This is a genomic window from Staphylococcus sp. HMSC62B09 (assembly GCF_001839115.1).
GTDB classification, from domain to species: Bacteria; Bacillota; Bacilli; order Staphylococcales; family Staphylococcaceae; genus Staphylococcus; species Staphylococcus haemolyticus.
Genome location: NZ_KV840121.1, coordinates 191,029 through 214,573 on the forward strand (window position 1 = coordinate 191,029; position 23,545 = coordinate 214,573).

Here is a 23,545-nt window from a genome sequence, read left to right on the forward strand (position 1 = left end):
GATATAAATTTATACTAACAGATATTAAATGAAAATAAAACCATTTTTTTACATAAATATACAAAAATTTGAAAATACTCTTATCATCAACATATCAATTGTATAAAAGGATATGTTACATATTGATATGGAAATATAAGTATTATTTTATTTAGAAATTATTCATTTTAAAATTATTAAAAAATGTCTTAAAATTGTTGAATTAATTTGAAAATATTCGAATAGTCAGTCATGTCAATTGAATAGAAGGCTTAAAGTTAGTAAAATTAAATCAACAAGGACATACAGGAGGCTTTTATAAAATGACTCATATTCAATTAGATTATGGAAAAGCATTGGAATTCTTTGGTCAACATGAAATTGATCAACAACAAGATATCGTTAAAACAATTCATAAAACGATTCACGAAGGTACTGGTGCAGGTAGTGATTTCTTAGGTTGGGTGAATCTTCCGGAAGACTATGATAAGAAAGAATTTTCAAGAATTGTGGAAGCATCAAAACGTATAAAATCTAATTCAGATGTATTAGTAGTAATTGGTATCGGAGGTTCATATTTAGGTGCGCGTGCTGCTATTGAAATGTTAACTTCATCATTCCGCAATTCAAATGAATACCCTGAAATTGTATTCGTGGGTAATCATTTATCATCAACGTACACTAAAGAATTAGTAGACTACTTATCAGATAAAGATTTTTCAGTAAATGTTATTTCTAAATCTGGTACAACTACAGAACCAGCAGTAGCATTTAGATTATTTAAACAATTAGTTGAAGATAAGTATGGTAAAGCAGAAGCTAAAAAACGTATCTTTGCTACTACAGATAAAGCAAAAGGTGCATTAAAACAATTAGCAGATAATGAAGGTTATGAAACGTTTGTAGTACCAGATGATGTTGGTGGTCGTTATTCTGTATTAACTGCTGTGGGTCTATTACCGATTGCAACAGCTGGCATAAATATTGAATCAATTATGATTGGTGCAAACAAAGCGCGTAAAGAATTATCATCAGATAAATTAGATGAAAATATTGCTTATCAATATGCGACAATCCGTAATATTTTATATAGCAAAGGATACACTACTGAAATGTTGATTAATTATGAACCGTCAATGCAATATTTCAATGAGTGGTGGAAACAATTATATGGTGAGTCTGAAGGTAAAGACTTTAAAGGTATATATCCATCTAGTGCAAACTATACAACTGACTTACATTCATTAGGTCAATATGTCCAAGAAGGACGTCGTTTCTTATTTGAAACAGTTGTAAAAGTAAACAACCCTAAACACGATATTACAATTGAAGAAGATAGTGATGATTTAGATGGATTAAATTACTTAGCAGGTAAAACAATTGATGAAGTTAATACTAAAGCATTTGAAGGTACACTATTAGCTCACACTGATGGTGGCGTTCCTAATGTTGTTGTGAATATTCCACGCTTAGACGAAGAAACATTTGGTTATGTTGTATACTTCTTTGAATTAGCGTGTGCAATGAGTGGATATCAATTAGGTGTTAATCCATTTAACCAACCTGGAGTAGAAGCATACAAACAAAACATGTTTGCATTATTAGGTAAACCTGGATTTGAAGATAAGAAGAAAGAATTAGAAGAGCGTTTATAATTCTCTAGTCATTCAATAGCGTCAATTAAATATGTCTTACAAAGTCGATATGGATTAAATTCCGTATCGACTTTTCTAATATATATCTTTATATTAAAGCTAAGGAATGAGTTCTAACTACTACCTGTGACTGATTTATTATTATATAGGTAGATTTATAAATGAAACAGTGTACAATATTTCTATGAAATAATAACTGTTAATCCAATAGGAAGGATTTGATGTAACTATGTTTCATCAAATTGAACAATGGTTTGATTTATTACAAGGTTTTGGTTATCTGGCTGGATTTATTATTTTATTTTTTAGAGCCATTGTGCCAGTACTTCCTTTAACATTGTATGTTATTTTATGTGTTCATGCGTATGGCTTTATAGCAGGTACGATTATTAGTTGGTTAGGTGTTGTAGCAGGTACTTATACAGTGTTCTTTTTCTGTAGAAAATTTGTTAATGCTAACTTTATGAAGCGGATTAAATCAAGACGATCAATTGAACGCCTTATTCATTTTATTGATAGACAGGGCTTAGTACCAATATTTATATTAATGTGTTTTCCGTTTACACCTAATACACTAGTTAATTTTGTGGCAAGTTTCTCTCATATTAGAGGCAAATATTATTTTATAATTTTACTTATATCTAAGTTAATTTCTATTACATTTTTGGCGATTATGGGAAAAAGTGTAACCTCATTTTTCACACATCCTGTTAGAGCAATAATGGTATTAATAGTTACTATAGCGTTATGGTTTGTTGGTAAGAAAGTCGAGGGCTATTTCATGGGTTCAGACAAGGAGTGACAAAGTGCGTAGAGTGACAAGTTGGATTGTAGCATTCCTATTTGCTTGTCTGTTTGTCATGTTTATACAAATGTTCTTAGTTAAAAGTGCTGTAGTTCAAACTGATGATATGTCACCAACTTTGAATAAAGGTGACCGTGTCATTATTAATAAAATTAAAGTTACCTTTAACATGTTGAAGGATGGAGATATTATCATGTATCGACATAATAATCAATTACACTTTGGTAGATTGGTCGGCAAGCCAGGTGAATCAATTGAAGTTAGAAACGGTAAATTGTATAGAGATGATAGACAAGTTAATAAATTTTATGCTAAAAATAGAGATATTAATAATTTTGCAATAAGAGATTTACATGATTCTGATGGTGATATTATTCTGCCAAATTCATATTTTATTTTAAATGATAATGGTGATAAACAAAGTGATTCAAGAACATATGGATTAATAGATAAGGACGATATCGTAGGAGATGTTAGTTTAAAGTATTATCCGTTTAAAGAATTTACCTAGTCAGTTTAATAAGTAGAGGAGGTGTTAAAATTGAAGAAAGAAATAGTTGAATGGATTGTTGCCATAGCGGTAGGTTTATTACTTGTATGGGTAATGGTTAACTTCGTAGCTAAATCATATACTATAAAAGGCGATTCAATGGATCCAACACTAAAAGATGGCGAACACGTCATGGTTAACATTCTAGGATATAAAGTTGGAGACATAAAAAAAGGTAATGTAATCGTATTTCATGCGAATCAACAAGACGATTATGTTAAACGTGTCATTGGTGTACCTGGCGATAACGTTATTTATAAAAATGATAAACTATATGTTAATGGTAAAAAGATAAATGAACCTTATCTTGATTACAATGAAAAACGTAAACAAGGTGAATATATTACGGGTTCATTTGAAACTAAAGATTTACTAAATGCAAATCCTAAATCAAATATCATACCAAAAGGTAAATACTTAGTTTTAGGTGATAACAGAGAAGTCAGTAAGGATAGTAGGGCGTTTGGTTTAATTGATAGAGATCAAATTGTTGGTAAAGTATCATTTAGATTTTGGCCATTCAGTGAATTTAAGTTTAATTTTAATCCAGATAATGAAAAATAAGGAAAATTAGTATTAATGAATTAATTTTTAACATAGCAAGACTGGTAATGGAATGTTCATAGAGGTTCCGCCAGTCTTTTTTTGTTCAATATTTCGACCTAACAAAACATTTTTAAGAACGTATGTTCTGTGTTAAAATAAGTTCAAAGGAGTGTGGGCATAATGGAGTTGAACGCATACATTGGCAGAGCAGGGACAGGCAAATCTCATCATATGATTGATAATATTAAGCAACAAATGAAAGAGGATCCTCTAGGCGATCCAATTGTTTTAATAGCACCAACACAGAGTACTTTTCAATTAGAACAAGCATTTGTTAATGATAAAGAATTGAATGGAAGTCTAAGAACTGAAGTGCTTCACTTTGAACGCTTAAGTTATAGAGTTTTTCAAGAGGTTGGAGGATTAACTGAAGAACGACTAACGCAAGCGGCTACCGAGATGATGATTTATGATTTAGTTCAACAACATAAATCGGAATTAAAACTATATCAATCACAAGTAAATTATTATGGTTTTAGTGAGAAGTTAAGTGAACAAATTCAAGATTTTAAGAAATATTCTGTTACGCCAGAACATTTACATACATTTTTGCAAGATAATGACTTGAAGACGAGAACTAGACATAAATTAGAAGATATATCGCTTATTTATCAGTATTTTGAGGAACGCATAAATGGCGAATTTATTACTTCAGAGGATAGTTTAAATCATTTTATTGATATTTTAAGTCAATCAGAATGGATTAAAAGAGCAGAGGTATACATAGATGGATTCCACAACTTCTCTACATTGGAATATCAAATTATTAAAGCACTCGTTCAAAGCGCCAAAAAAGTTACTGTTCTTTTAACAACTGATGGTAATGAAGATCCATTTAGTTTATTCAGAAAACCCTCAGAGGTATTAACACATTTAAAGGAAATTGCTAAAGATTTAAACATAGAATTACAACAACAATTCTTTAAACAACAATATCGTTTTAACAATAAAGATTTAATACAACTGGAACAACAATTTGACGCATTGCAAATTAATCCTATCGCTTACGATGGCAGTATTAATATTTTAGAATCCTCAAGTATACGTGAAGAAGTTAATGAAGTAGCTCGCCAAATTATTAAAGATACACGTGATAAGCAATATAGATATCAAGACATTGCTATCTTGTATCGTGATGAAGCTTATGCATATTTATTTGACTCTGTTCTTCCACAGTACGATATTCCATTTAATATTGACACTAAAAGATCAATGACACATCATCCGATCATGGAAATGGTACGCTCACTTTTGGAAGTTATTCAAACAAACTGGAATATTAGTCCTATGATGCGTTTAATTAAAACCAATATTCTAACTAATCACTTTAAGGATAGTGCATATTTAATTGATTTATTAGAGAACTTTGTCGTTGAACGTGGTGTTTATGGCAAACGTTGGCTTGATGAAAAACTGTTTAGTATTGATAACTTTACGAAAATGGGACGTAAAGAACATAAATTAACTACTGAAGAGCGAGAAGATTTCGAGCAAGTAGTTCATTTAAAAAATGATATTATTGATAAAATATTAACTTTTGAAAAAGCAATGAACGAAGCAGAAAATGTGAGAGGTTTTGCGACAGCTTTCTATGAGACAATGGAGGCATTTGATTTACCTAAATATTTAATGACTCACCGTGACCAATTGGACGTCGATGGTCGTCATGAAGAAGCTGAAGAAATAGATCAAATTTGGAATGGACTTATTCAAATTTTAGATGATTTAGTCACTGTATTTGATAATGAAGAAATGACTCTTAAACGCTTTTTAGAGGTATTTGATATTGGTTTAGAACAATTAGAATTTGTAATGATTCCTCAAACCCTCGATCAAGTGAGTATAGGGACAATGGACTTAGCGAAAGTAGACAATAAAAAACATATTTATATGGTTGGAATGAACGATGGTGCTATGCCGCAACCGGTTTCTTCTTCTAGTCTAATAACAGATGAAGAAAAGAAAGTGTTTGAACAACAAGCACAAGTTGAATTAAGTCCTACATCAGATATCTTACAAATGGATGAAGCGTTTGTTTGTTATATTGCAATGACACGAGGCAGTGAACAAGTTACATTTTCATATAGTTTAATGGGTGCACAAGGTGAGGATAAAGAAAAAAGTCCATTTATAGACCAAATACAAGGGTTGTTCAATGGGTTAGAAGTAATGAATATTCATTATCAACATAATGCACAACCTTTATCGTTAATGGAGCATCCACATCAAACTAAAGTCGTCTTATTCGAATCTTTAAAAGCTTGGCTAGAGGCAGAGATGGTCGCTGATGTATGGGTTGATGCTTATCAAGTCATGCGTGATAATGACAAATTGAATAACGGTTTAGAGTACCTATTAACTGCGTTGACATATGACAACGAAACAGTGAAATTAGATGAACCATTGGCTGCATCTTTATATGGTTCAACAATTAACGCAAGTGTATCTAGATTTGAAGGGTATAATGATTGTCCGTTTAAACATTATGCGAATCATGGTTTAAGGTTAAATGAGCGTACGAAATATAAGCTTGAAAATTTTGATTTAGGAAATATTTTCCATACAGCATTGAAGTATATTTCGGATAAGGTAGATGGAGACTTTAAAAATCTTGATAATAAGAAGATACATGCTTTAACTGTTGAAGCTTTAGAGAATGTTTTACCTCAAGTCCAATTTAATCTCATGGATTCAAATGCATACTATCGGTATGTGTCAAAACGAATTGGTGTCATTGTCGAAAGTACTTTGAAAGCATTACGCTATCAAAATAAAAATACAAAGTTCAAACCACAACGTTTCGAAGCAGGGTTTAGAAAGACACCGAACAACAGTGAAGAACTTATTGCACAACCATTAATTACAAAACAAGGCATTCCAGTTAATATACGAGGACAAATTGATCGTATAGATGCTTACACTAAAGATGATAAGAGCTACATTAATATTATTGATTATAAGTCATCTAATCCCAGTGCGAAATTAGATTTAAAGAAGGTTTATTATGGTAAACAAATGCAAATGATGACTTATATGGATATTGCTTTGCAAAATGCCCAACGTCTGGGATTATCTAACGAAATTAAACCAGGTGGCCTATTGTATTTCCATGTACATGATGAACGTCTCAGTTTTAAAGATTGGGGAGAATTGGAAGATGATGCTTTAACACAGGACAAACTTGAACAAGCATTTTTAAAAGAATATAAATTACGTGGCTTAGTTAATAGCGATATGGATGTAGTAGACGCATTGGATATTCGTTTAGAAGAAATTGGTAAATCCGACATTGTTCCAGTTAGCCTGAAGAAAGATGGAAGTATTGGAAGTAGGGGGAGCAGTGTTGCTGATGAAACAACAATTCATAAATTTATCAAACATAATAAAGATAACTTTATAAAGACTGCTACAAATATTATGGAAGGTCATACCGAAGTTGCACCACTTAAATTCGATGACCAATTACCATGCCAATTTTGTAATTTTAAATCAGTGTGCCATGTGGATACTATTATTGATAGTAAACATTATCGCCATGTAGATGAAACTATAGATCCTATCAAAGCAATACAAGATGTCGAGTTAGAAAGCGGTGATCATAATGAATAACATCCCCATCAAACCTAAAGATGCTCAATGGACAGATGCACAGTGGAAGAGTATATACGCTAATGGTCAAGATGTATTAGTAGCAGCAGCAGCAGGGTCTGGTAAAACTGCTGTATTAGTAGAAAGAATTATTCAAAAAATTATTAGAGATGAAATAGATGTTGATAAGTTACTCGTTGTTACATTTACTAATTTAAGTGCGAGAGAAATGAAGCATCGTGTTGATCAGCGCATTCAACAAGCGTCAATAGAAGATCCTAGAAATGAACATTTAAAGAATCAACGCATTAAAATTCATCAAGCACAAATTTCGACATTACATAGCTTCTGTTTAAAGATTATTCAACAGCATTATGATGTCATTGATTTGGATCCTAATTTCCGCACAATTAGTGATGTAGAGAATGTGCTGTTACTTGAACAGTCTATTGATGAAGTTTTAGAAAAACATTATGATACACCGGATATTGAATTTCTTACTTTAGTAGAACAATTATCAAGTGATCGCAATGATGATAATTTTAGAGATTTGTTAAAACGTTTCTATAATTTCAGTATAGCCAATCCTTCACCGTTCGAGTGGTTGGATTCTTTAGTTGAAATTTACACGGACGATAATAAACATAAATTATATCTAGACGAATTAGAAAGATTATCGAAAATTTATATCAAAGCTGCATATCATACTTTGTTAGAAGCGGAAAATAACTTTCTGAATTGTATAGAAGCGGAAAAGCATTTAGATGTTATCAAACTAGAAAAATATAAATGCGAAAAAATGATTGAGGGTAATGTGATAAATTTTGAAGAAATCATCAATTATACCTCTGAAAAATTGCCTACAATAACTAAAAAATTAAAAGATACGAATGAAGATGAAGGTATAAGTTCTCAGTTTTTAACAAACGCTAAAGATTTTTATGATGATTATAAAAAACTATTATCTGAAGTAAAAAATAAGTATCTAATGCGTTCTTATGAAGATTTAAAAGTAGATATGAAACGTTTGGCTCCTAGAATTCAATACCTTGTACAAATCGTTAAGAATATTATTAATGACTTTGCTGAAAAAAAACGTAGTCGCAATGTACTGGATTTTTCTGATTATGAACACTTCGCTCTACAAATATTAACTGACCAAGAGGGCAATGCTTCGTCAATTGCGAAAGAATATCGATCACAATTTGAAGAGATTTTAGTAGATGAATATCAAGATACTAACCAAGTACAAGAAGCAATCATATCTAAAATTAAACGTGGTGACGAATCTAGTGGAAATTTATTCATGGTAGGGGACGTTAAACAATCTATCTATAAATTTAGACAAGCTGATCCAACGCTATTTATGGATAAATATCATCGTTTCACAAAAGATGGCAATCAATCAGGGTTACGTATCGATTTATCTAAGAATTTCCGTTCACGTAATGAAATACTCGCCACAACAAATTACTTATTTGACCATATGATGGATGAAGAAGTAGGTGAAATTGAGTACGATGCTGATGCGAGACTTTATTTTGGTGCTACTAAATATTCTGATAAATCTATGCCTCTCGAACTACATGCATTAATTCAAGATAAAAGTAGCGATAATGATTTAGAAAAGTCAGAACAAGAAGCTCGCTATATTGCTGAGCAAGTTAAATATATTATTGAACATAAACAAGTTTATGATATGAAGTCAGAAACTTATAGACAAGCTACTTTCAAAGATATCGTCATACTTGAAAGAGGGTTGAAAAATGCGCGCAATTTACAACAAGTATTTAAAGACTATAATATTCCGTTCCATGTAAATAGTAAGGAAGGGTACTTTGAACAAACTGAAGTACGTCTCGTCTTATCATTTTTAAGAACCGTTGATAATCCTTTACAAGATATATATTTAGTAGGATTGATGAGATCGGTTATATACCAATTTACGGAAGATGAATTAGCAACCATTCGAGTTCAAAGTATGAACGATGATTATTTCTATCAATCCATATTGCATTATATGAAAGATCAAGAAGCGAACTCAACGTTAGTTGAGAAATTAGAACATTTTATGGATGATATAAACATGTATCAAGAATATAGTCAATCTCATCCTGTGTATCAATTAATTGATAAGTTCTATAATGATCATTACGTTATTCAATATTTTAGTGGTCTTATTGGTGGTAAAGGTAGACGCGCAAATCTATATGGATTGTTTAATAAAGCAGTAGAATTTGAAAATTCAAGTTTTAGAGGGCTGTATCAATTTATTAGATTTATTGACGAACTAATAGAACGCAACAAAGACTTTGGTGAAGAGAATGTTATAGGTCCTAATGATAATGTGGTACGTATGATGACAGTTCACAGTAGTAAAGGTCTAGAGTTCCCATATGTTATTTATTCGGGACTTTCAAAGAATTTTAATAAAGGCGACTTACGTAAACCACTCATCTTAAATCAAAAATATGGTCTAGGTATTGATTATTTTGATTTAGAGCGAAATGTAACTTATCCGTCATTATCGTCAGTTGTCATTAAATCAATTACTGAAAAAGAACTTGTTTCTGAAGAAATGCGATTAATGTATGTAGCTTTAACACGAGCGAAAGAGCAACTCATTCTTATTGGTACTATTGATAAGGAAGAAACATTAGAAAAACTTGAGCGATTGCCAATTTCAGGTAATCAAATTGAATTGCATAAACGGTTATCAGCAGATCGACCTTTTGATTTAATATATAGTATTTTGGCTAAATACCAATCTACATCTTTATTACCAAAGTATCAGTTTGAGAAATCCATTGATAATTTAGATGAGAGTCTGCGTCCTACTGTAGATATTAAAATTGCACAATTTGAAGAACTTTCGATTGAGAACAGTGAATCAGAACAAGAAAGTCGCGATGTTTCAGATTTAGAAGTAGAAGGCTCGCATGATGATACATTAAAGCAACAAATTAATGATCAATTATCATTTAAATATCCTTTTTTAAAAAATACGGAGAAACCATCTAAACAGTCTGTTTCAGAATTAAAGCGTCAATTAGAAACAGAAGAAAGTGGTACAAGTTACGAAAGGGTAAGACAATACCGTATAGGTGTATCAACTTATGAGAGACCTAAGTTTTTACGTGAAAATAAAAAACGTAAAGCAAATGAAATTGGTACTTTAATGCATACAGTTATGCAACATCTACCATTTAAAGAAACTCTTATGACTGAAACAGAATTGAATGACTATATTAATGAATTAATTGAAAAGCATATTATTGAAGAAGATGCAAAAAAAGATATTCAATTTGAAGCAGTTATGAATTTTATTAGAAGTGACTTGTATATGACTATTACAAAAGCTGACAAAGTTTATAGAGAGTTACCATTTGTCGTAAATCAAGCGCGTGTAGACGAAATGCCTGAATTAGATGAAGATGTGTCAATTATTCAAGGTATGATTGATTTAATATTTTTAAAGGACGGTCAATATTACTTTGTAGATTATAAAACAGATGCATTTAATAAGCGTAGAGGTATGACAGATGAAGAGGTAGGTATACAACTTCATGATAAGTACAAAATTCAAATGAAATATTATAAAAATACATTAGAAACGATTTTAAATTCTAAAGTATACGGTTACCTTTATTTCTTCCAATTTGGTCAAATGAGTATTGAAGAAGATGTTTAATAGGTTTTTAATCCAATGAATGAAGTGTGTATTAAATTTCTAAAATTTCAGACATATATATTTGTGGTTTAGCAAAGATTAAAGTTATAATATGTATTAAGATATAGATGAGGAGTTGATACTGAATGAAATTTCTATCATTCAATTATAAAGACGCTGAATCTTACGGCGTAAAAGTTAAGCGTGAAGACGCAGTTTGGGATCTTAAAAAGGTATTTGCGGAATTTGGAGAAGGTGACTTCCACCCTCAAACATTATTAGAGGGATTACAACAAAACCAAACATTAGATTTCCAAGAACAAGTACGTAAAGCAGTTGTAGCGGCTGAAGATAGTGGTAAAGCAGATGAATTCAAAATCGCTTTTAATGACATTGAATTCTTACCACCAGTTACACCACCAAATAATGTTATTGCATTTGGTCGTAATTACCAAGATCACGCAAGTGAATTAAATCATGAGGTACAACGATTATACGTATTTACTAAAGCAGCATCATCATTAACTGGTGATGAATCAACAATTCCAAATCATAAAGATATCACTGATCAATTAGATTACGAAGGTGAATTAGGTATCGTAATCGGTAAATCTGGAGAAAAAATTCCGAAAGCATTAGCATTAGACTACATCTACGGATATACAATTATTAATGATATTACTGATCGTAAGGCGCAAAATGAACAAGATCAGGCATTTCTATCTAAAAGTTTGACAGGTGGTTGCCCAATGGGACCTTATATTGTAACTAAGGATGAGTTACCAACACCTGAAAATGTTAATATCGTAACCAAAGTTAATAATGATATTCGCCAAGATGGTAATACAAGTCAAATGATTAATAAAATTGATGATTTAATTGAAGAAATTTCTAAATATGTAGCATTACATCCAGGAGATATCATTGCTACTGGCACACCAGCTGGTGTAGGTGCAGGTTTACAACCGCCTCAATTCTTACAACCAGGTGATGAAGTCAAAGTTACTATTGATAATATTGGTACATTAACTACTTATATTGCTAAATAATAATTAATAGTTCAAAAATGTTATAAGGATTGTCTATCATAATTAGTTCATAATAAATGATTGAATTGAGACATCTTTTATTATAAGTATTTCTTAATTGTAATCAGTTAATGCAGGTGAGCCTGGGACATAAATCAATGTCCCGGGCTCTAATTATAGATTGCCAGAAGTTGTCAGAAATAAAAACGCACTTGTTACAAGCGTTTTAATTCAGGGGCCCCAGCAGAGAGAATTTCACATGGAAATTCTACAAAACCATTATTTTAGTTTCACATCCATCTCATATAGCGTTTAACAATACGTTCAAGTGTTTATGTGATATGATAGGTAAGTAAAAAGGTAATAAATAGTATTGGGGGAATTCGGTCTTGTTACATATGCATATTGCAAGTTGGGCGTTGACAATTATTTTATATGTAATTGCATTTTTACATATTTCAAAATCACAAGGTCCTACACCTATGTTTAAACCTTTACAAATGGCATTAAGAGTCTTTATGTTACTCACTTTATTCTCAGGGTTCTGGTTGTTAATTCAAGAATTCATGGCTGCTAGCCATGGTGGTGGGGGCAACCATATGTTGTTAACACTGAAGATGCTTTGTGGTATAGCGGTAGTTGTACTAATGGAAGTATCTATTGCCAAACGCAAGAAACACGAAGCAAGTCATGGTTTATTCTGGGCAACAATTATTTTAATAATTATTACTATGGCGTTAGGTATTATCCTACCATGGGGTCCAATTAGTAGCCTTTTTGGAATTAGTTAAAATTTAAATTATTAATGATATAGGGATAGCCCTTAAATGATTGAATTTGCAGTAATCATTTAAGGGCTATTTTTTATAAATCTCTAGCTTTGTAACCAATCATATTAACTAAATCTTTTGGATGACTGTAAGGTGGTGCGTATGCCACTTCAAATTCAGTTAATTCATCAATGGTTAATTCGCTCATCATTGCCATTGATAATACGTCAATACGCTTATCAACACCTGTTTTACCTACTGCGGCAGCACGTAAAAGACGACGATTATTTGTGTCAAAGTAAACGCGTAAGTGGACATTAGTATTTCCAGGGTAATAACCAGCATGAGTGCCAGAATTTAATTCAACCATTTGATAATCAAAATGCGTTAATTCTTCGACTTTGATGCCGACGCTTGCTAATGTATAATCGAAAAATTTAACGATATTGGTACCTAAAAACCCTTTGAAAATGATATTTTTATTACCAGCTAGTTGTTCTGCAATGACGCTTGCGCCACGATGTGCTCCCCAAGCTAATGGAACTTGTGCGGGTAGATTTACATGACGGTACGAAGAGGTAATCACATCACCCAAAGCATAAATATTTGGGATGTTTGTTTCAAACTTATCGTTAACTTTAACGAAGCCTTTATCATCTAATTCTACGTTAGATGACTCGATAAATTTCGAATTTGGATGTGTACCAACGCCTTCAATAATTATATCGTAGTCTTCTTGAATGCCTGATTTAAAAGTAACCATATGATCATTAACACTTACAATTTCCTCATTTAATCGATAAGATATGTGTCGCGAATCTAGCTCGTCAAAGATAACTTGATTCATATCTTGGTCCATCAACTTGTTAATTTTATCAGAGCGGTGAATTAGAGTAACATCTAATCCTCTAGCATATAAATTCTCCAAGACTTCTAATGAAATATAACCTGCTCCTACTACTAATGCTTTCTTAGCCTGATGTTGATCTATAAATCGATCGATGGCATCAGTATCCTCCATATTGCGTAAAGTGAATATGTAATCACTATCAAAGCCTAAAGAATTAGCACCTGCACCAGGACTCAATATTAATTCGTCATAACTCGCTTCAAATTTTTCATTCGTTTGACGATTTACTACCGTCACTGTTTGATCTTTGTCATTAATAGCAATTACTTCATGATACGTTTTAACTGTAATATTTTTCTTTTCTTTAAACACGTCTGGCGTAATCGGTAAAACATCTTTACGTTCATTAACAATGTTACCTATAAAGTAGGGTAATCCACAATTTGCGAAACTCATGTCGCGGTCTTTTTCAAAAATAGTAATTTCACTGTCTTTATCTAAACGTCGTATTTGGCTAGCACAGGTAGCACCACCGGCGACAGCACCGACTACAATTATTTTACGCATCATACATTCCTCCAGAAAAATTATATTAAAAAAGTGAGACATTATAAAAGTATACATTTGTCTCACTTTAAGAATTGTTGTTTAACCTTTATAAGGTAAATTTAATTTAAAGAAATCATTTAAATAACGGCCGATACCATCATCATTATTTGAATAAGTAATATGGTTTGCAATATGTTTTAATTCATCTAGACCATTGTCCATTGCAATACCATATTTAGCATATTTAATCATTTCAATATCATTATCCTCGTCTCCGAAGGCTATAATATGTGAAGGTTCAATTCCTAAATAGTCTTTGACTTGATCAATCCCACGCGCTTTACTAATCCCGCGTTTAACGATTTCGATTACTGGGAAAGGCGCTCCCCAACGTCTGTGCTCAATATTCTCTGCATAGAAACGCGTCAACATTTGCTTGATTCTAGGTATGTAAATCTCTTCTGCTTCTACTAATAACGACGTTGGTGCTTCATCTAATTCTTCTAATAAATTACCTGTTTCAATTTTAGGATTACCCATTGAAAAACCCTCAAATAATCTAGGATCATGATTATTAATAAACACGTGATCGCGAACCTCAGCAATAATATTTGTAACTTTTGCTTTTTGAAGTGTTTCGATCATGTTTCTAGCGAGGTCCACATCTAGTACCTCGTGTGTCGTTTTAAAATCATCTGATTTAGGATGATGAACATAAGCCCCATTGAAGTTTACAATAGGTGTATCCATGTTTAATTCATGATAATAAATTTGGCTTGCACGGTATGGTCTTCCAGTCGCAATCATAATGCGATGACCTTGCTTTTTTAATGTTGTAAGTACTTGCTTAGTATAGTCGCTAATTTCTTTATTATCATTTAATAATGTCCCATCTAAGTCTAAACAAATTAAATAAGGTTTCATATATTTCTCCTTAAGCTACATATCTATAGAATAAAATACATTAACATTTCATATTAAATGTTTTTAAAATTGATACATAAATCAACTTTATAATGTTATTATAACGTCTTTATTCGCTTAGTTGTATCATAGCATTTTATTGGCGTTTTGTCGGATATTTGATATATTAGTGTAAAGATAAATAATGAGAGGTGATACTAATGGAAGAGGCATTAAAAGACAGTATCCTAGGTGCACTTGAAATGGTTATTGACCCTGAATTAGGTATTGATATCGTTAATTTAGGTTTAGTATATAAAGTGAATGTTGATGATGATGGTTTGTGTACAGTTGAAATGACTTTAACATCAATGGGTTGCCCACTTGGGCCACAAATTATCGAACAAATTAAAACAGTATTAGCTGAGATTCCAGAAATACAAGACACAGAAGTTAATATTGTTTGGAATCCACCTTGGAACAAAGATATGATGTCAAGATACGCTAAAATTGCATTAGGCGTTGGCTAATTAATCGCTTTTGAACAATAGTACACGATTAGGATGTACTATTGTTTTTTTATTTATAATAGAAACAATTTAAATGTTCATTTTCAATGCTTTTAGTGACAAAGTTAAGTTAATAAATGACATAATTGTAATATAAATTGAATTTGTTTAAGCGTTATACTACAATACATAAGAATTACAATATAAAATAATTTAAATTGTACTTGCATTTATGAAAAATAATAATAAATGCGTCAAATTTTATAAAATATTATTATAGTTCAAGCTCAGACATCTAAGTATAAAACTCGATTCAATCATATACATTAAAATATAAAAGTATATTAACTTAAATCATATTTTTTCATGTTGTTGATCATCGGCTTTCGTTTTATCCTGATTTTCAGTGCTTTAGTAATTAATGAATTTATTAAAATTTATTATTTAATAGGGAAAGAATGTGAACAATGAAACAAGATTTTGAAAAAGGGAAACAACGTAAGACTAAAATGCGTTACATGCCTGGTTTAGATGGACTAAGAGCAATTGCTGTCTTAGGTATTATCATTTACCATTTAAACAGGAAATGGCTTACAGGTGGTTTCATAGGTGTAGATACCTTCTTCGTTATTTCTGGATATTTAATCACAAGTTTACTTTTAAAGGAATACGAGGAGCGAGGTATTATTAGCCTTAAACAATTCTGGATTCGACGAGTTAAAAGGTTACTTCCAGCAGTTGTTGCGCTATTAATTGTCGTTGGGATTGCTACATTAATATTTGAACCACAACAAATCGTTCGAGTTAAACATGATATTATCGCTGCATTATTCTATGTGTCGAATTGGTGGTATATTGCCAAGGATGTTAACTACTTCGAACAATTTTCATTTATGCCATTAAAACACCTGTGGTCACTTGCAATAGAAGAACAGTTCTATTTGTTCTTCCCATTTGTGTTGGTCATTTTACTCTTAACGATTAAAAAATATCGCAATGTTACTTTGATATTATGGATTATTTCTCTAGTGTCTTTATTAGCGATGGTCATTATTTCACAACCCAATGTTGGGTATTCAAGAGTTTATTTTGGGACAGATACTCGCTTGCAAACGTTATTATTGGGTGTGATATTAGCATTTGTATGGCCACCGTTTAAATTAAAAGCCAATCCACCAAAAGTATTGCAACGTTCTATTGATTGTATAGGTGTCTTAGGTCTAATAACACTTATCTTCTTATTCTTTACAGTGAAAGATACTAGTGCATGGATTTATAATGGTGGATTTTATCTCATCTCAGGTATGACATTATTTATTATTGCTAGTGTCGTACATCCTTCTAGTATCCTAGCAAAGGTCTTAGGTCATCGTATATTTGTTTATATAGGTAAACGCTCTTATAGTTTATATTTATGGCATTTTCCTGTCATAAGTTTTATACACATTCATTTTGTTGATGGACAACTTCCTATTTATGTGTACTTTGTTGATATCATACTTACAGTTTTATTTGCTGAGTTATCATATCGTTATATTGAAACACCATTTAGACGTGAAGGTTTAAAGGCATTTTCATTCAATTATTTAAAACGACCTAAATTTATTCGGACAATAGTGTCAATTATTGCTGTGATACCAATAGTACTGTTATTCTTAGGTGTCTTCGATCGTTTTGGAAAAGATGAAATTGAAAACAAAGCAAATTCATTCAACACGAGTGATCAAGATAAATATTTAGTAAGAATGATGCCTGGAGAAAATATAAAAATCGATGGCTCAAGTAGTAATAGTAAAAGTAAAAAACAAGTTTATACTAATATTAGTCCATTACTTATTGGAGACTCAGTGATGGTAGATATTGGTGAAGAATTTAAATCTCAAGTACCTAAAGCAACCATTGATGGTAAAGTTGGTCGTCACCTACAAGAAGCGTTGTCAATAGCAGGCAATTATTCAAATTATAATAAACCATCAGATAAAATCGTTTTAGAACTAGGTACAAATGGTGATTTTACAGAGGAAGAATTAAATCAATTAATTAATAAGTTTGGTAAAGCACAAATTTACCTTGTTAATACACGTGTTCCTCGAGATTGGCAAGATAATGTTAATAAACAACTAGCTAATGCTGCTAAAAAGCATAAGAATGTAACTGTAGTGGATTGGTACCAACGTTCTGCAGGACATTCTGAATATTTTGCACCAGATGGTGTGCATCTTGAAAATAGTGGTGTAAAAGCTTTATCCGATGAAATAATCAAAGCTATAAAGAAAAATCCAAAAAACAAATAATTCATTCTAAACCAGTTTAGTGATTTTAAATCATTGAACTGGTTTTTTTATTTGCAGTTTTAACGTATATTTGATGTTTATAACAGAAAAAAGTGTGATAAAACAAGTAATAAAAGAGACTCACTAATCGCTTCAAACTAGCTTGAATAGGCAGTTTGAGAAATTTTTAAAAGTTGAGTATAAGTGTTGCGTAATCATATAAGAGAGTCTATAATGTAATTAAGGTCAAAGAAAGTCAAAGTCAAAACGAACTAATTGACCTTACTCTTATCAAATATATAGGGGTGAATAAATTTGGATATTAATCAAATGACATATGCAATTCAAGGTGCATTACAAAAAGCGGTTGAATTGAGTAAAGAAAATGAATTACAAAATATTGAAATTGAAGCTATATTAAAGGGAACTTTAGAAGAAACTGATAGTTTATTTAAAAGCATATTAGAACGAGCAAATATAGATACAGATGAATTAAATCAAGCGTATACAAATAAATTGAAAAATTATCCTTCTGTACAAGGAGATAATATTCAATATGGACAATATATAGGATCTAAAGCAAATGAATTATTAAATAAAGCTGAATCATATATGAAAGAATATGAAGATGAATATATTTCAATGGAACACGTCCTTCGTGCTGCGATGGATATTGATGATACTACTAAACAATTTGTTGGAAATAAAGAAGAAGTTGTGAAAGAAATAATAACTAAAGTAAGAGGGGGAAATCATGTGACTTCACAAAATCCAGAAGTAAATTATGAAGCTTTAGAAAAATATGGTCGTGACTTAGTAGAAGAAGTACGTCAAGGTAAAATGGACCCTGTTATTGGCAGGGATGAAGAAATTCGTAACACAATTCGAATCTTAAGTCGTAAAACTAAAAATAATCCAGTATTAATCGGGGAACCTGGTGTAGGTAAAACTGCAATTGTTGAAGGTTTAGCGCAACGAATTGTACGAAAAGATGTGCCTGAATCATTACTCGATAAAACAATTTTTGAATTAGATTTAAGCGCATTGGTTGCTGGTGCAAAATTTAGAGGTGAATTTGAAGAGCGACTTAAAGCAGTACTTAAAGAAGTAAAAGAGTCAGATGGACGCATTGTTTTATTCATTGATGAAATTCATATGCTAGTTGGTGCAGGTAAAACAGATGGTGCAATGGATGCTGGTAACATGTTGAAACCGATGTTAGCACGTGGCGAATTGCATTGTATTGGTGCAACTACTTTAAATGAATATAGAGAATATATTGAGAAAGATTCTGCATTAGAACGTCGTTTCCAAAAAGTAAGTGTAAGTGAACCAGATGTAGAAGATACAATTTCAATTTTACGTGGATTAAAAGAACGCTATGAAGTTTATCATGGTGTACGTATTCAAGACCGTGCTTTAGTTGCAGCAGCTGAATTATCAGATCGATATATTACTGATAGATTCTTACCTGACAAAGCAATCGATTTAGTTGACCAAGCATGTGCAACAATTCGAACAGAAATGGGTTCAAATCCAACTGAATTAGACCAAGTTAATCGTCGTGTTATGCAATTAGAAATTGAAGAAAGTGCTTTGAAAAATGAATTTGACAACGCAAGTAAACATCGTTTAGAAGAATTACAAGAAGAACTTTCAAATGAAAAAGAAAAACAAGCTTCCTTACAATCTCGTGTTGAACAAGAGAAAGAAAAAATTGCGAAAGTACAAGAAAAACGTGCTGAATTAGATCGTAGTCGTCAAGTTCTAGAAGATGCACAAACTGAGGGCAATCTAGAAAAAGCAGCAGAATTACAATATGGTACAATACCTCAATTAGAAAAAGAATTAAAAGAATTTGAAGAAGCCTATCAAGATGAACAAGGTGACAGCGAACGCATGATTCGTGAAGTTGTTTCTGATGAAGAAATTGGAGACATCGTAAGTCAATGGACTGGTATTCCAGTATCAAAATTAGTTGAAACTGAACGAGAAAAATTATTGAACCTAAGTGATATCTTACACGAACGTGTTGTGGGTCAAGATAAAGCAGTAGACTTAGTATCTGATGCTGTTGTAAGAGCACGTGCAGGTATTAAAGATCCTAATAGACCGATTGGTAGTTTCTTATTCTTAGGACCAACTGGTGTAGGTAAAACTGAATTAGCAAAATCATTAGCTGCATCATTGTTTGATTCTGAGAAACACATGATTCGAATCGACATGAGTGAGTATATGGAGAAACATTCAGTTTCTAGATTAATTGGTGCCCCTCCAGGTTATGTAGGTCATGATGAAGGCGGACAATTAACAGAAGCGGTTAGACGTAATCCATATTCAGTCATTTTATTAGATGAAGTTGAAAAAGCACATAGTGATGTATTCAACGTTTTACTTCAAATATTAGATGAAGGTCGTTTAACTGATTCTAAAGGACGCAGTGTTGACTTTAAAAACACTATCATTATTATGACAAGTAACATCGGTTCACAAGTATTACTTGAGAATGTTAAAGATACTGGTGACATTACTGAAGACACTGAAAAAGCTGTAATGGATAGCTTACATGCATTCTTTAAACCAGAAATCTTAAACCGTATGGATGATATAGTATTATTTAAACCATTATCTATTAATGATATGAGTATGATTGTTGATAAAATCTTAACTCAATTAAATATACGCTTAATGGATCAACGTATTTCAATTGATGTGTCTGATGACGCGAAAAAATGGTTAGGAGAAGAAGCATACGAACCACAATTTGGTGCAAGACCATTGAAACGTTTTGTTCAACGTCAAATTGAAACACCATTAGCACGTATGATGATTAAAGAAAGCATGCCTGAAGGTACTGTGGTAAAAGTTGATATAAATGATGATCATGAATTAACATTTGATGTACAAAAGCTTGAAAATGAATAATGAATGTTTAGGTAAACCTAGGGAGTGTGATGAGCACTTTCTAGGTATTTTTGTTTTTAAGTGCAGTTCAGTGTATTGTTGCATTCACTTGCCTTAGTTATAACTTAAACTAAATATTAGTAAGAATAAGTAATTCCTCACTTCAAAACCTTTTTCAAAGTCATGAAGGTTGTAATGTATCGCTATAATAGTAAGGGTTCATCTATATCTAGTTTAATAAAGAAAAACACTTGAAATTTGATTAATAAATTCAAATTCCAAGCGTTTTTAACGTATTGTATTATTATGTAGTAATAAGACTATCTGTTACCTGAACGGGTAAAATCATCTGGTTTAATCATGGCAGTTAGAATAGCAATTACAATTGTAAAGATAACTGCTAGAACTATTGGGGTGATAAAGTTTAATGTTCCACCGCCATTTAAACTATTTAATACAAAGTTAACCATTTGTAATAAGATGACTGCCCAAATAAAAGTTACGAGGTATTTCATACCGATGACCTCCATTATTTATATACATTCATTTTAAAGTAAAGTAATCTATTTGTATAGAGATAGCAGTTATCTGATAAAAATTTGTAATGAAATCTGTGTTTGTGAAAGGGTAACTACTTGAGTAGTGATAAAAAAATGTGTTAAATTAATACCTGGTATTAAAAAATGAAGTAAGAAGGTGTACGTTCATGAACGTAGGTATAAAAGGATTTGGTGCATATGCGCCAGAGAAAGTCGTTGATAACGCTTATTTCGAAAGTTTTTTAGAAACTTCAGATGAATGGATTTCTAAAATGACTGGAATTAAAGAGAGACGCTGGGCAAGTGAAGATCAAGATACATCTGACTTAGCATTCGAGGCTAGTAAAAAAGCGATTGAAGATGCAGGAATCACACCTGCTGATATAGATATGATTATTGTTGCAACTGCTACTGGAGATATGCCATTCCCATCGGTTGCCAATATGTTGCAAGAAAAATTGGGTACACGTAAAGTACCAACAATGGATCAATTAGCTGCATGTTCTGGATTTATGTATTCTATGATTACAGCAAAACAATATGTTCAATCAGGTGATTATAAAAATATCCTTGTAGTAGGTGCAGACAAATTATCTAAGATTACTGATTTAACAGATCGTTCAACAGCAGTCCTTTTTGGTGATGGTGCTGGTGCAGTAGTTATTGGAGAAGTTTCAGAAGGACGAGGTATCATTAGTTATGAAATGGGATCTGATGGTAACGGTGGAAAATACTTATACTTAAACAAAGATACTGGTAAACTAGTAATGAACGGACGAGAAGTCTTCAAGTTTGCGGTAAGAATTATGGGTGAAGCATCAACACGAGTGGTTGATAAAGCTGGTCTACAATCAGATGATATTGATATGTTTATACCTCACCAAGCAAACATTAGAATTATGGAATCAGCTCGAGAAAGACTAGGTATAGAGAGAGAAAAGATGAGTGTATCTGTTAATCGCTTTGGTAACACATCTGCTGCCTCAATACCTTTAAGTATTTCACAAGAATTAGAAAATGGAAGAATTAAAGATGATGACACACTAGTATTAGTAGGTTTTGGTGGTGGCCTAACATGGGGCGCTATGGTTATCAAATGGGGTAAATAGGAGGAAATAATGTATGACTAAGAATAAACGAGTTGTAATTACTGGTATGGGTGCATTATCACCTATTGGCAATGATGCCCAGACAAGTTGGGAAAATGCCTTGAAAGGTGTTAATGGAATCGATACTATTACTAGAATAGATACAGAGGATTATAATGTTCATTTAGCAGGTGAACTTAAAGATTTTAATATTGAAGACCATATTGAAAAGAAAGAAGCTCGACGTATGGATCGTTTCACACAATATGCGGTAGTTGCAGCACGTCAAGCAGTTGAAGATGCTAAATTGGAAATCAATGATGAAACTGCTAATCGCATAGGTGTATGGATTGGTTCAGGAATTGGTGGTATGGAAACGTTTGAAACAGCACATACAACACTTCAAAATAAGGGACCAAGAAGAGTAAGTCCATTCTTCGTACCTATGTTAATTCCTGATATGGCAACTGGCCAAGTATCAATTGATTTAGGTGCAAAAGGGCCAAATGGTTCTACAGTTACAGCATGTGCTACTGGTACAAACTCAATTGGTGAAGCATTTAAAATTATACAACGTGGCGATGCAGATGCGATGATAACAGGTGGTACAGAAGCACCAATTACACACATGGCACTTGCAGGATTCAGTGCTAGTCGTGCCTTATCTACAAATGATGATAAAGAAACAGCTTGTCGTCCATTCCAAGAAGGTCGAGATGGCTTCGTTATGGGTGAAGGTGCTGGTATTTTAGTGATTGAATCATTAGAATCGGCACAAGCGCGTGGTGCTCAAATCTATGCTGAAATAGTTGGTTATGGTTCAACTGGTGATGCATATCATATTACAGCTCCCGCTCCTGAAGGTGAAGGTGGTTCACGTGCAATGCAAGCAGCACTTGATGATGCAGGTATTGAAGCAAAAGATGTTCAATATCTTAATGCACATGGCACGAGTACACCTGTAGGTGATATGTATGAAATTAGAGCGATCAAGAATACGTTTGGAGATTCTGCTAATCAACTAAAAGTTAGCTCTACTAAATCAATGACTGGTCATTTATTAGGTGCAACTGGTGGTTTAGAGGCTATCTTCTCAGCATTATCTATTCGTGACTCTAAAGTCGCACCAACTATTCATGCGAATACACCAGATCCTGAATGTGATCTAGACATTGTTCCAAATGAAGCGCAAGATTTAGAAATTACTTATGCAATGAGTAACAGTCTAGGCTTTGGTGGTCATAATGCAGTATTAGTATTTAAGAAATTTGAAGATTAA

General features: G+C 32.2%; 16 protein-coding genes. 13 read left to right on the forward strand and 3 right to left on the reverse strand.

Features of this window, described 5'->3' with window-relative positions; genetic code table 11:
* The first annotated feature begins 302 nt into the window (after positions 1-302).
* From HMPREF3265_RS04390 to HMPREF3265_RS04425, 8 genes are all read left to right on the forward strand, one after another.
* Positions 303-1,634: a glucose-6-phosphate isomerase gene (locus tag HMPREF3265_RS04390; protein ID WP_011276255.1), complete on the forward strand. Its 1,332-nt coding sequence runs from the start codon at positions 303-305 to the stop codon at positions 1,632-1,634.
* Between the two features lie 229 nt (positions 1,635-1,863).
* A complete protein-coding gene (locus HMPREF3265_RS04395; RefSeq protein ID WP_016931167.1) occupies positions 1,864-2,436 on the forward strand; it encodes a TVP38/TMEM64 family protein in 573 nt (190 codons plus the stop codon).
* A gap of 4 nt (positions 2,437-2,440) precedes the next feature.
* Positions 2,441-2,950, forward strand: a complete 510-nt coding sequence (gene lepB / locus HMPREF3265_RS04400) for a signal peptidase I (protein ID WP_070441409.1) — start codon at positions 2,441-2,443, stop codon at positions 2,948-2,950.
* A 30-nt stretch (positions 2,951-2,980) separates the two neighbouring features.
* Positions 2,981-3,553, forward strand: a complete 573-nt coding sequence (lepB, locus tag HMPREF3265_RS04405; RefSeq protein WP_011276252.1) for a signal peptidase I — start codon at positions 2,981-2,983, stop codon at positions 3,551-3,553.
* A 162-nt stretch (positions 3,554-3,715) separates the two neighbouring features.
* Positions 3,716-7,204, forward strand: coding sequence for a helicase-exonuclease AddAB subunit AddB (gene addB, locus HMPREF3265_RS04410; RefSeq protein ID WP_070441406.1), 3,489 nt, complete (start codon positions 3,716-3,718; stop codon positions 7,202-7,204).
* Positions 7,197-10,874: a helicase-exonuclease AddAB subunit AddA gene (gene addA, locus HMPREF3265_RS04415; protein ID WP_070441403.1), complete on the forward strand. Its 3,678-nt coding sequence runs from the start codon at positions 7,197-7,199 to the stop codon at positions 10,872-10,874. Before addB ends, addA begins: the two co-directional genes overlap by 8 nt.
* Positions 10,875-10,999: 125 nt before the next feature.
* Positions 11,000-11,902 (forward strand): fumarylacetoacetate hydrolase family protein, encoded by a 903-nt coding sequence (locus HMPREF3265_RS04420; protein WP_070441400.1) that lies wholly within the window; start codon positions 11,000-11,002, stop codon positions 11,900-11,902.
* A 368-nt stretch (positions 11,903-12,270) separates the two neighbouring features.
* Complete coding sequence (locus HMPREF3265_RS04425) at positions 12,271-12,672, forward strand: YisL family protein (protein WP_070441397.1); 402 nt, start codon at positions 12,271-12,273, stop codon at positions 12,670-12,672.
* A 73-nt stretch (positions 12,673-12,745) separates the two neighbouring features.
* On the opposite strand, the gene HMPREF3265_RS04430 is transcribed toward HMPREF3265_RS04425, so the two are convergent.
* Positions 12,746-14,068 (reverse strand): CoA-disulfide reductase, encoded by a 1,323-nt coding sequence (locus tag HMPREF3265_RS04430; protein ID WP_070441394.1) that lies wholly within the window; start codon positions 14,066-14,068, stop codon positions 12,746-12,748.
* 81 nt (positions 14,069-14,149) lie between these two features.
* Positions 14,150-14,974 carry a Cof-type HAD-IIB family hydrolase gene (locus tag HMPREF3265_RS04435; protein ID WP_070441391.1) on the reverse strand — a complete coding sequence of 275 codons (825 nt, stop codon included), beginning with the start codon at positions 14,972-14,974 and terminating at the stop codon, positions 14,150-14,152.
* A 200-nt stretch (positions 14,975-15,174) separates the two neighbouring features.
* Between HMPREF3265_RS04435 and HMPREF3265_RS04440 the strand changes: the two genes are divergently transcribed.
* The 3 genes from HMPREF3265_RS04440 to clpB all read left to right on the forward strand — a co-directional run bounded on the left by HMPREF3265_RS04440 (position 15,175) and on the right by clpB (position 20,660).
* The gene (locus tag HMPREF3265_RS04440; protein WP_011276244.1) at positions 15,175-15,483 is read left to right on the forward strand and encodes a metal-sulfur cluster assembly factor; all 309 of its coding nucleotides are present in this window, start codon (positions 15,175-15,177) and stop codon (positions 15,481-15,483) included.
* 446 nt (positions 15,484-15,929) lie between these two features.
* The gene (locus HMPREF3265_RS04445) at positions 15,930-17,756 is read left to right on the forward strand and encodes an acyltransferase family protein (RefSeq protein ID WP_070441389.1); all 1,827 of its coding nucleotides are present in this window, start codon (positions 15,930-15,932) and stop codon (positions 17,754-17,756) included.
* Positions 17,757-18,050: 294 nt separating this feature from the next.
* Positions 18,051-20,660, forward strand: a complete 2,610-nt coding sequence (gene clpB / locus HMPREF3265_RS04450) for an ATP-dependent chaperone ClpB (protein ID WP_070441386.1) — start codon at positions 18,051-18,053, stop codon at positions 20,658-20,660.
* Between the two features lie 299 nt (positions 20,661-20,959).
* On the opposite strand, the gene HMPREF3265_RS04455 is transcribed toward clpB, so the two are convergent.
* The gene (locus HMPREF3265_RS04455; RefSeq protein ID WP_037549058.1) at positions 20,960-21,154 is read right to left on the reverse strand and encodes a YjzD family protein; all 195 of its coding nucleotides are present in this window, start codon (positions 21,152-21,154) and stop codon (positions 20,960-20,962) included.
* A gap of 191 nt (positions 21,155-21,345) precedes the next feature.
* On the opposite strand from HMPREF3265_RS04455, the gene HMPREF3265_RS04460 reads away from it, so the two are divergent.
* Together HMPREF3265_RS04460 and fabF are read left to right on the forward strand one after the other, a co-directional pair.
* Positions 21,346-22,287 carry a beta-ketoacyl-ACP synthase III gene (locus HMPREF3265_RS04460; RefSeq protein WP_037538680.1) on the forward strand — a complete coding sequence of 314 codons (942 nt, stop codon included), beginning with the start codon at positions 21,346-21,348 and terminating at the stop codon, positions 22,285-22,287.
* A gap of 13 nt (positions 22,288-22,300) precedes the next feature.
* Positions 22,301-23,545, forward strand: coding sequence for a beta-ketoacyl-ACP synthase II (gene fabF / locus HMPREF3265_RS04465; protein ID WP_070441385.1), 1,245 nt, complete (start codon positions 22,301-22,303; stop codon positions 23,543-23,545).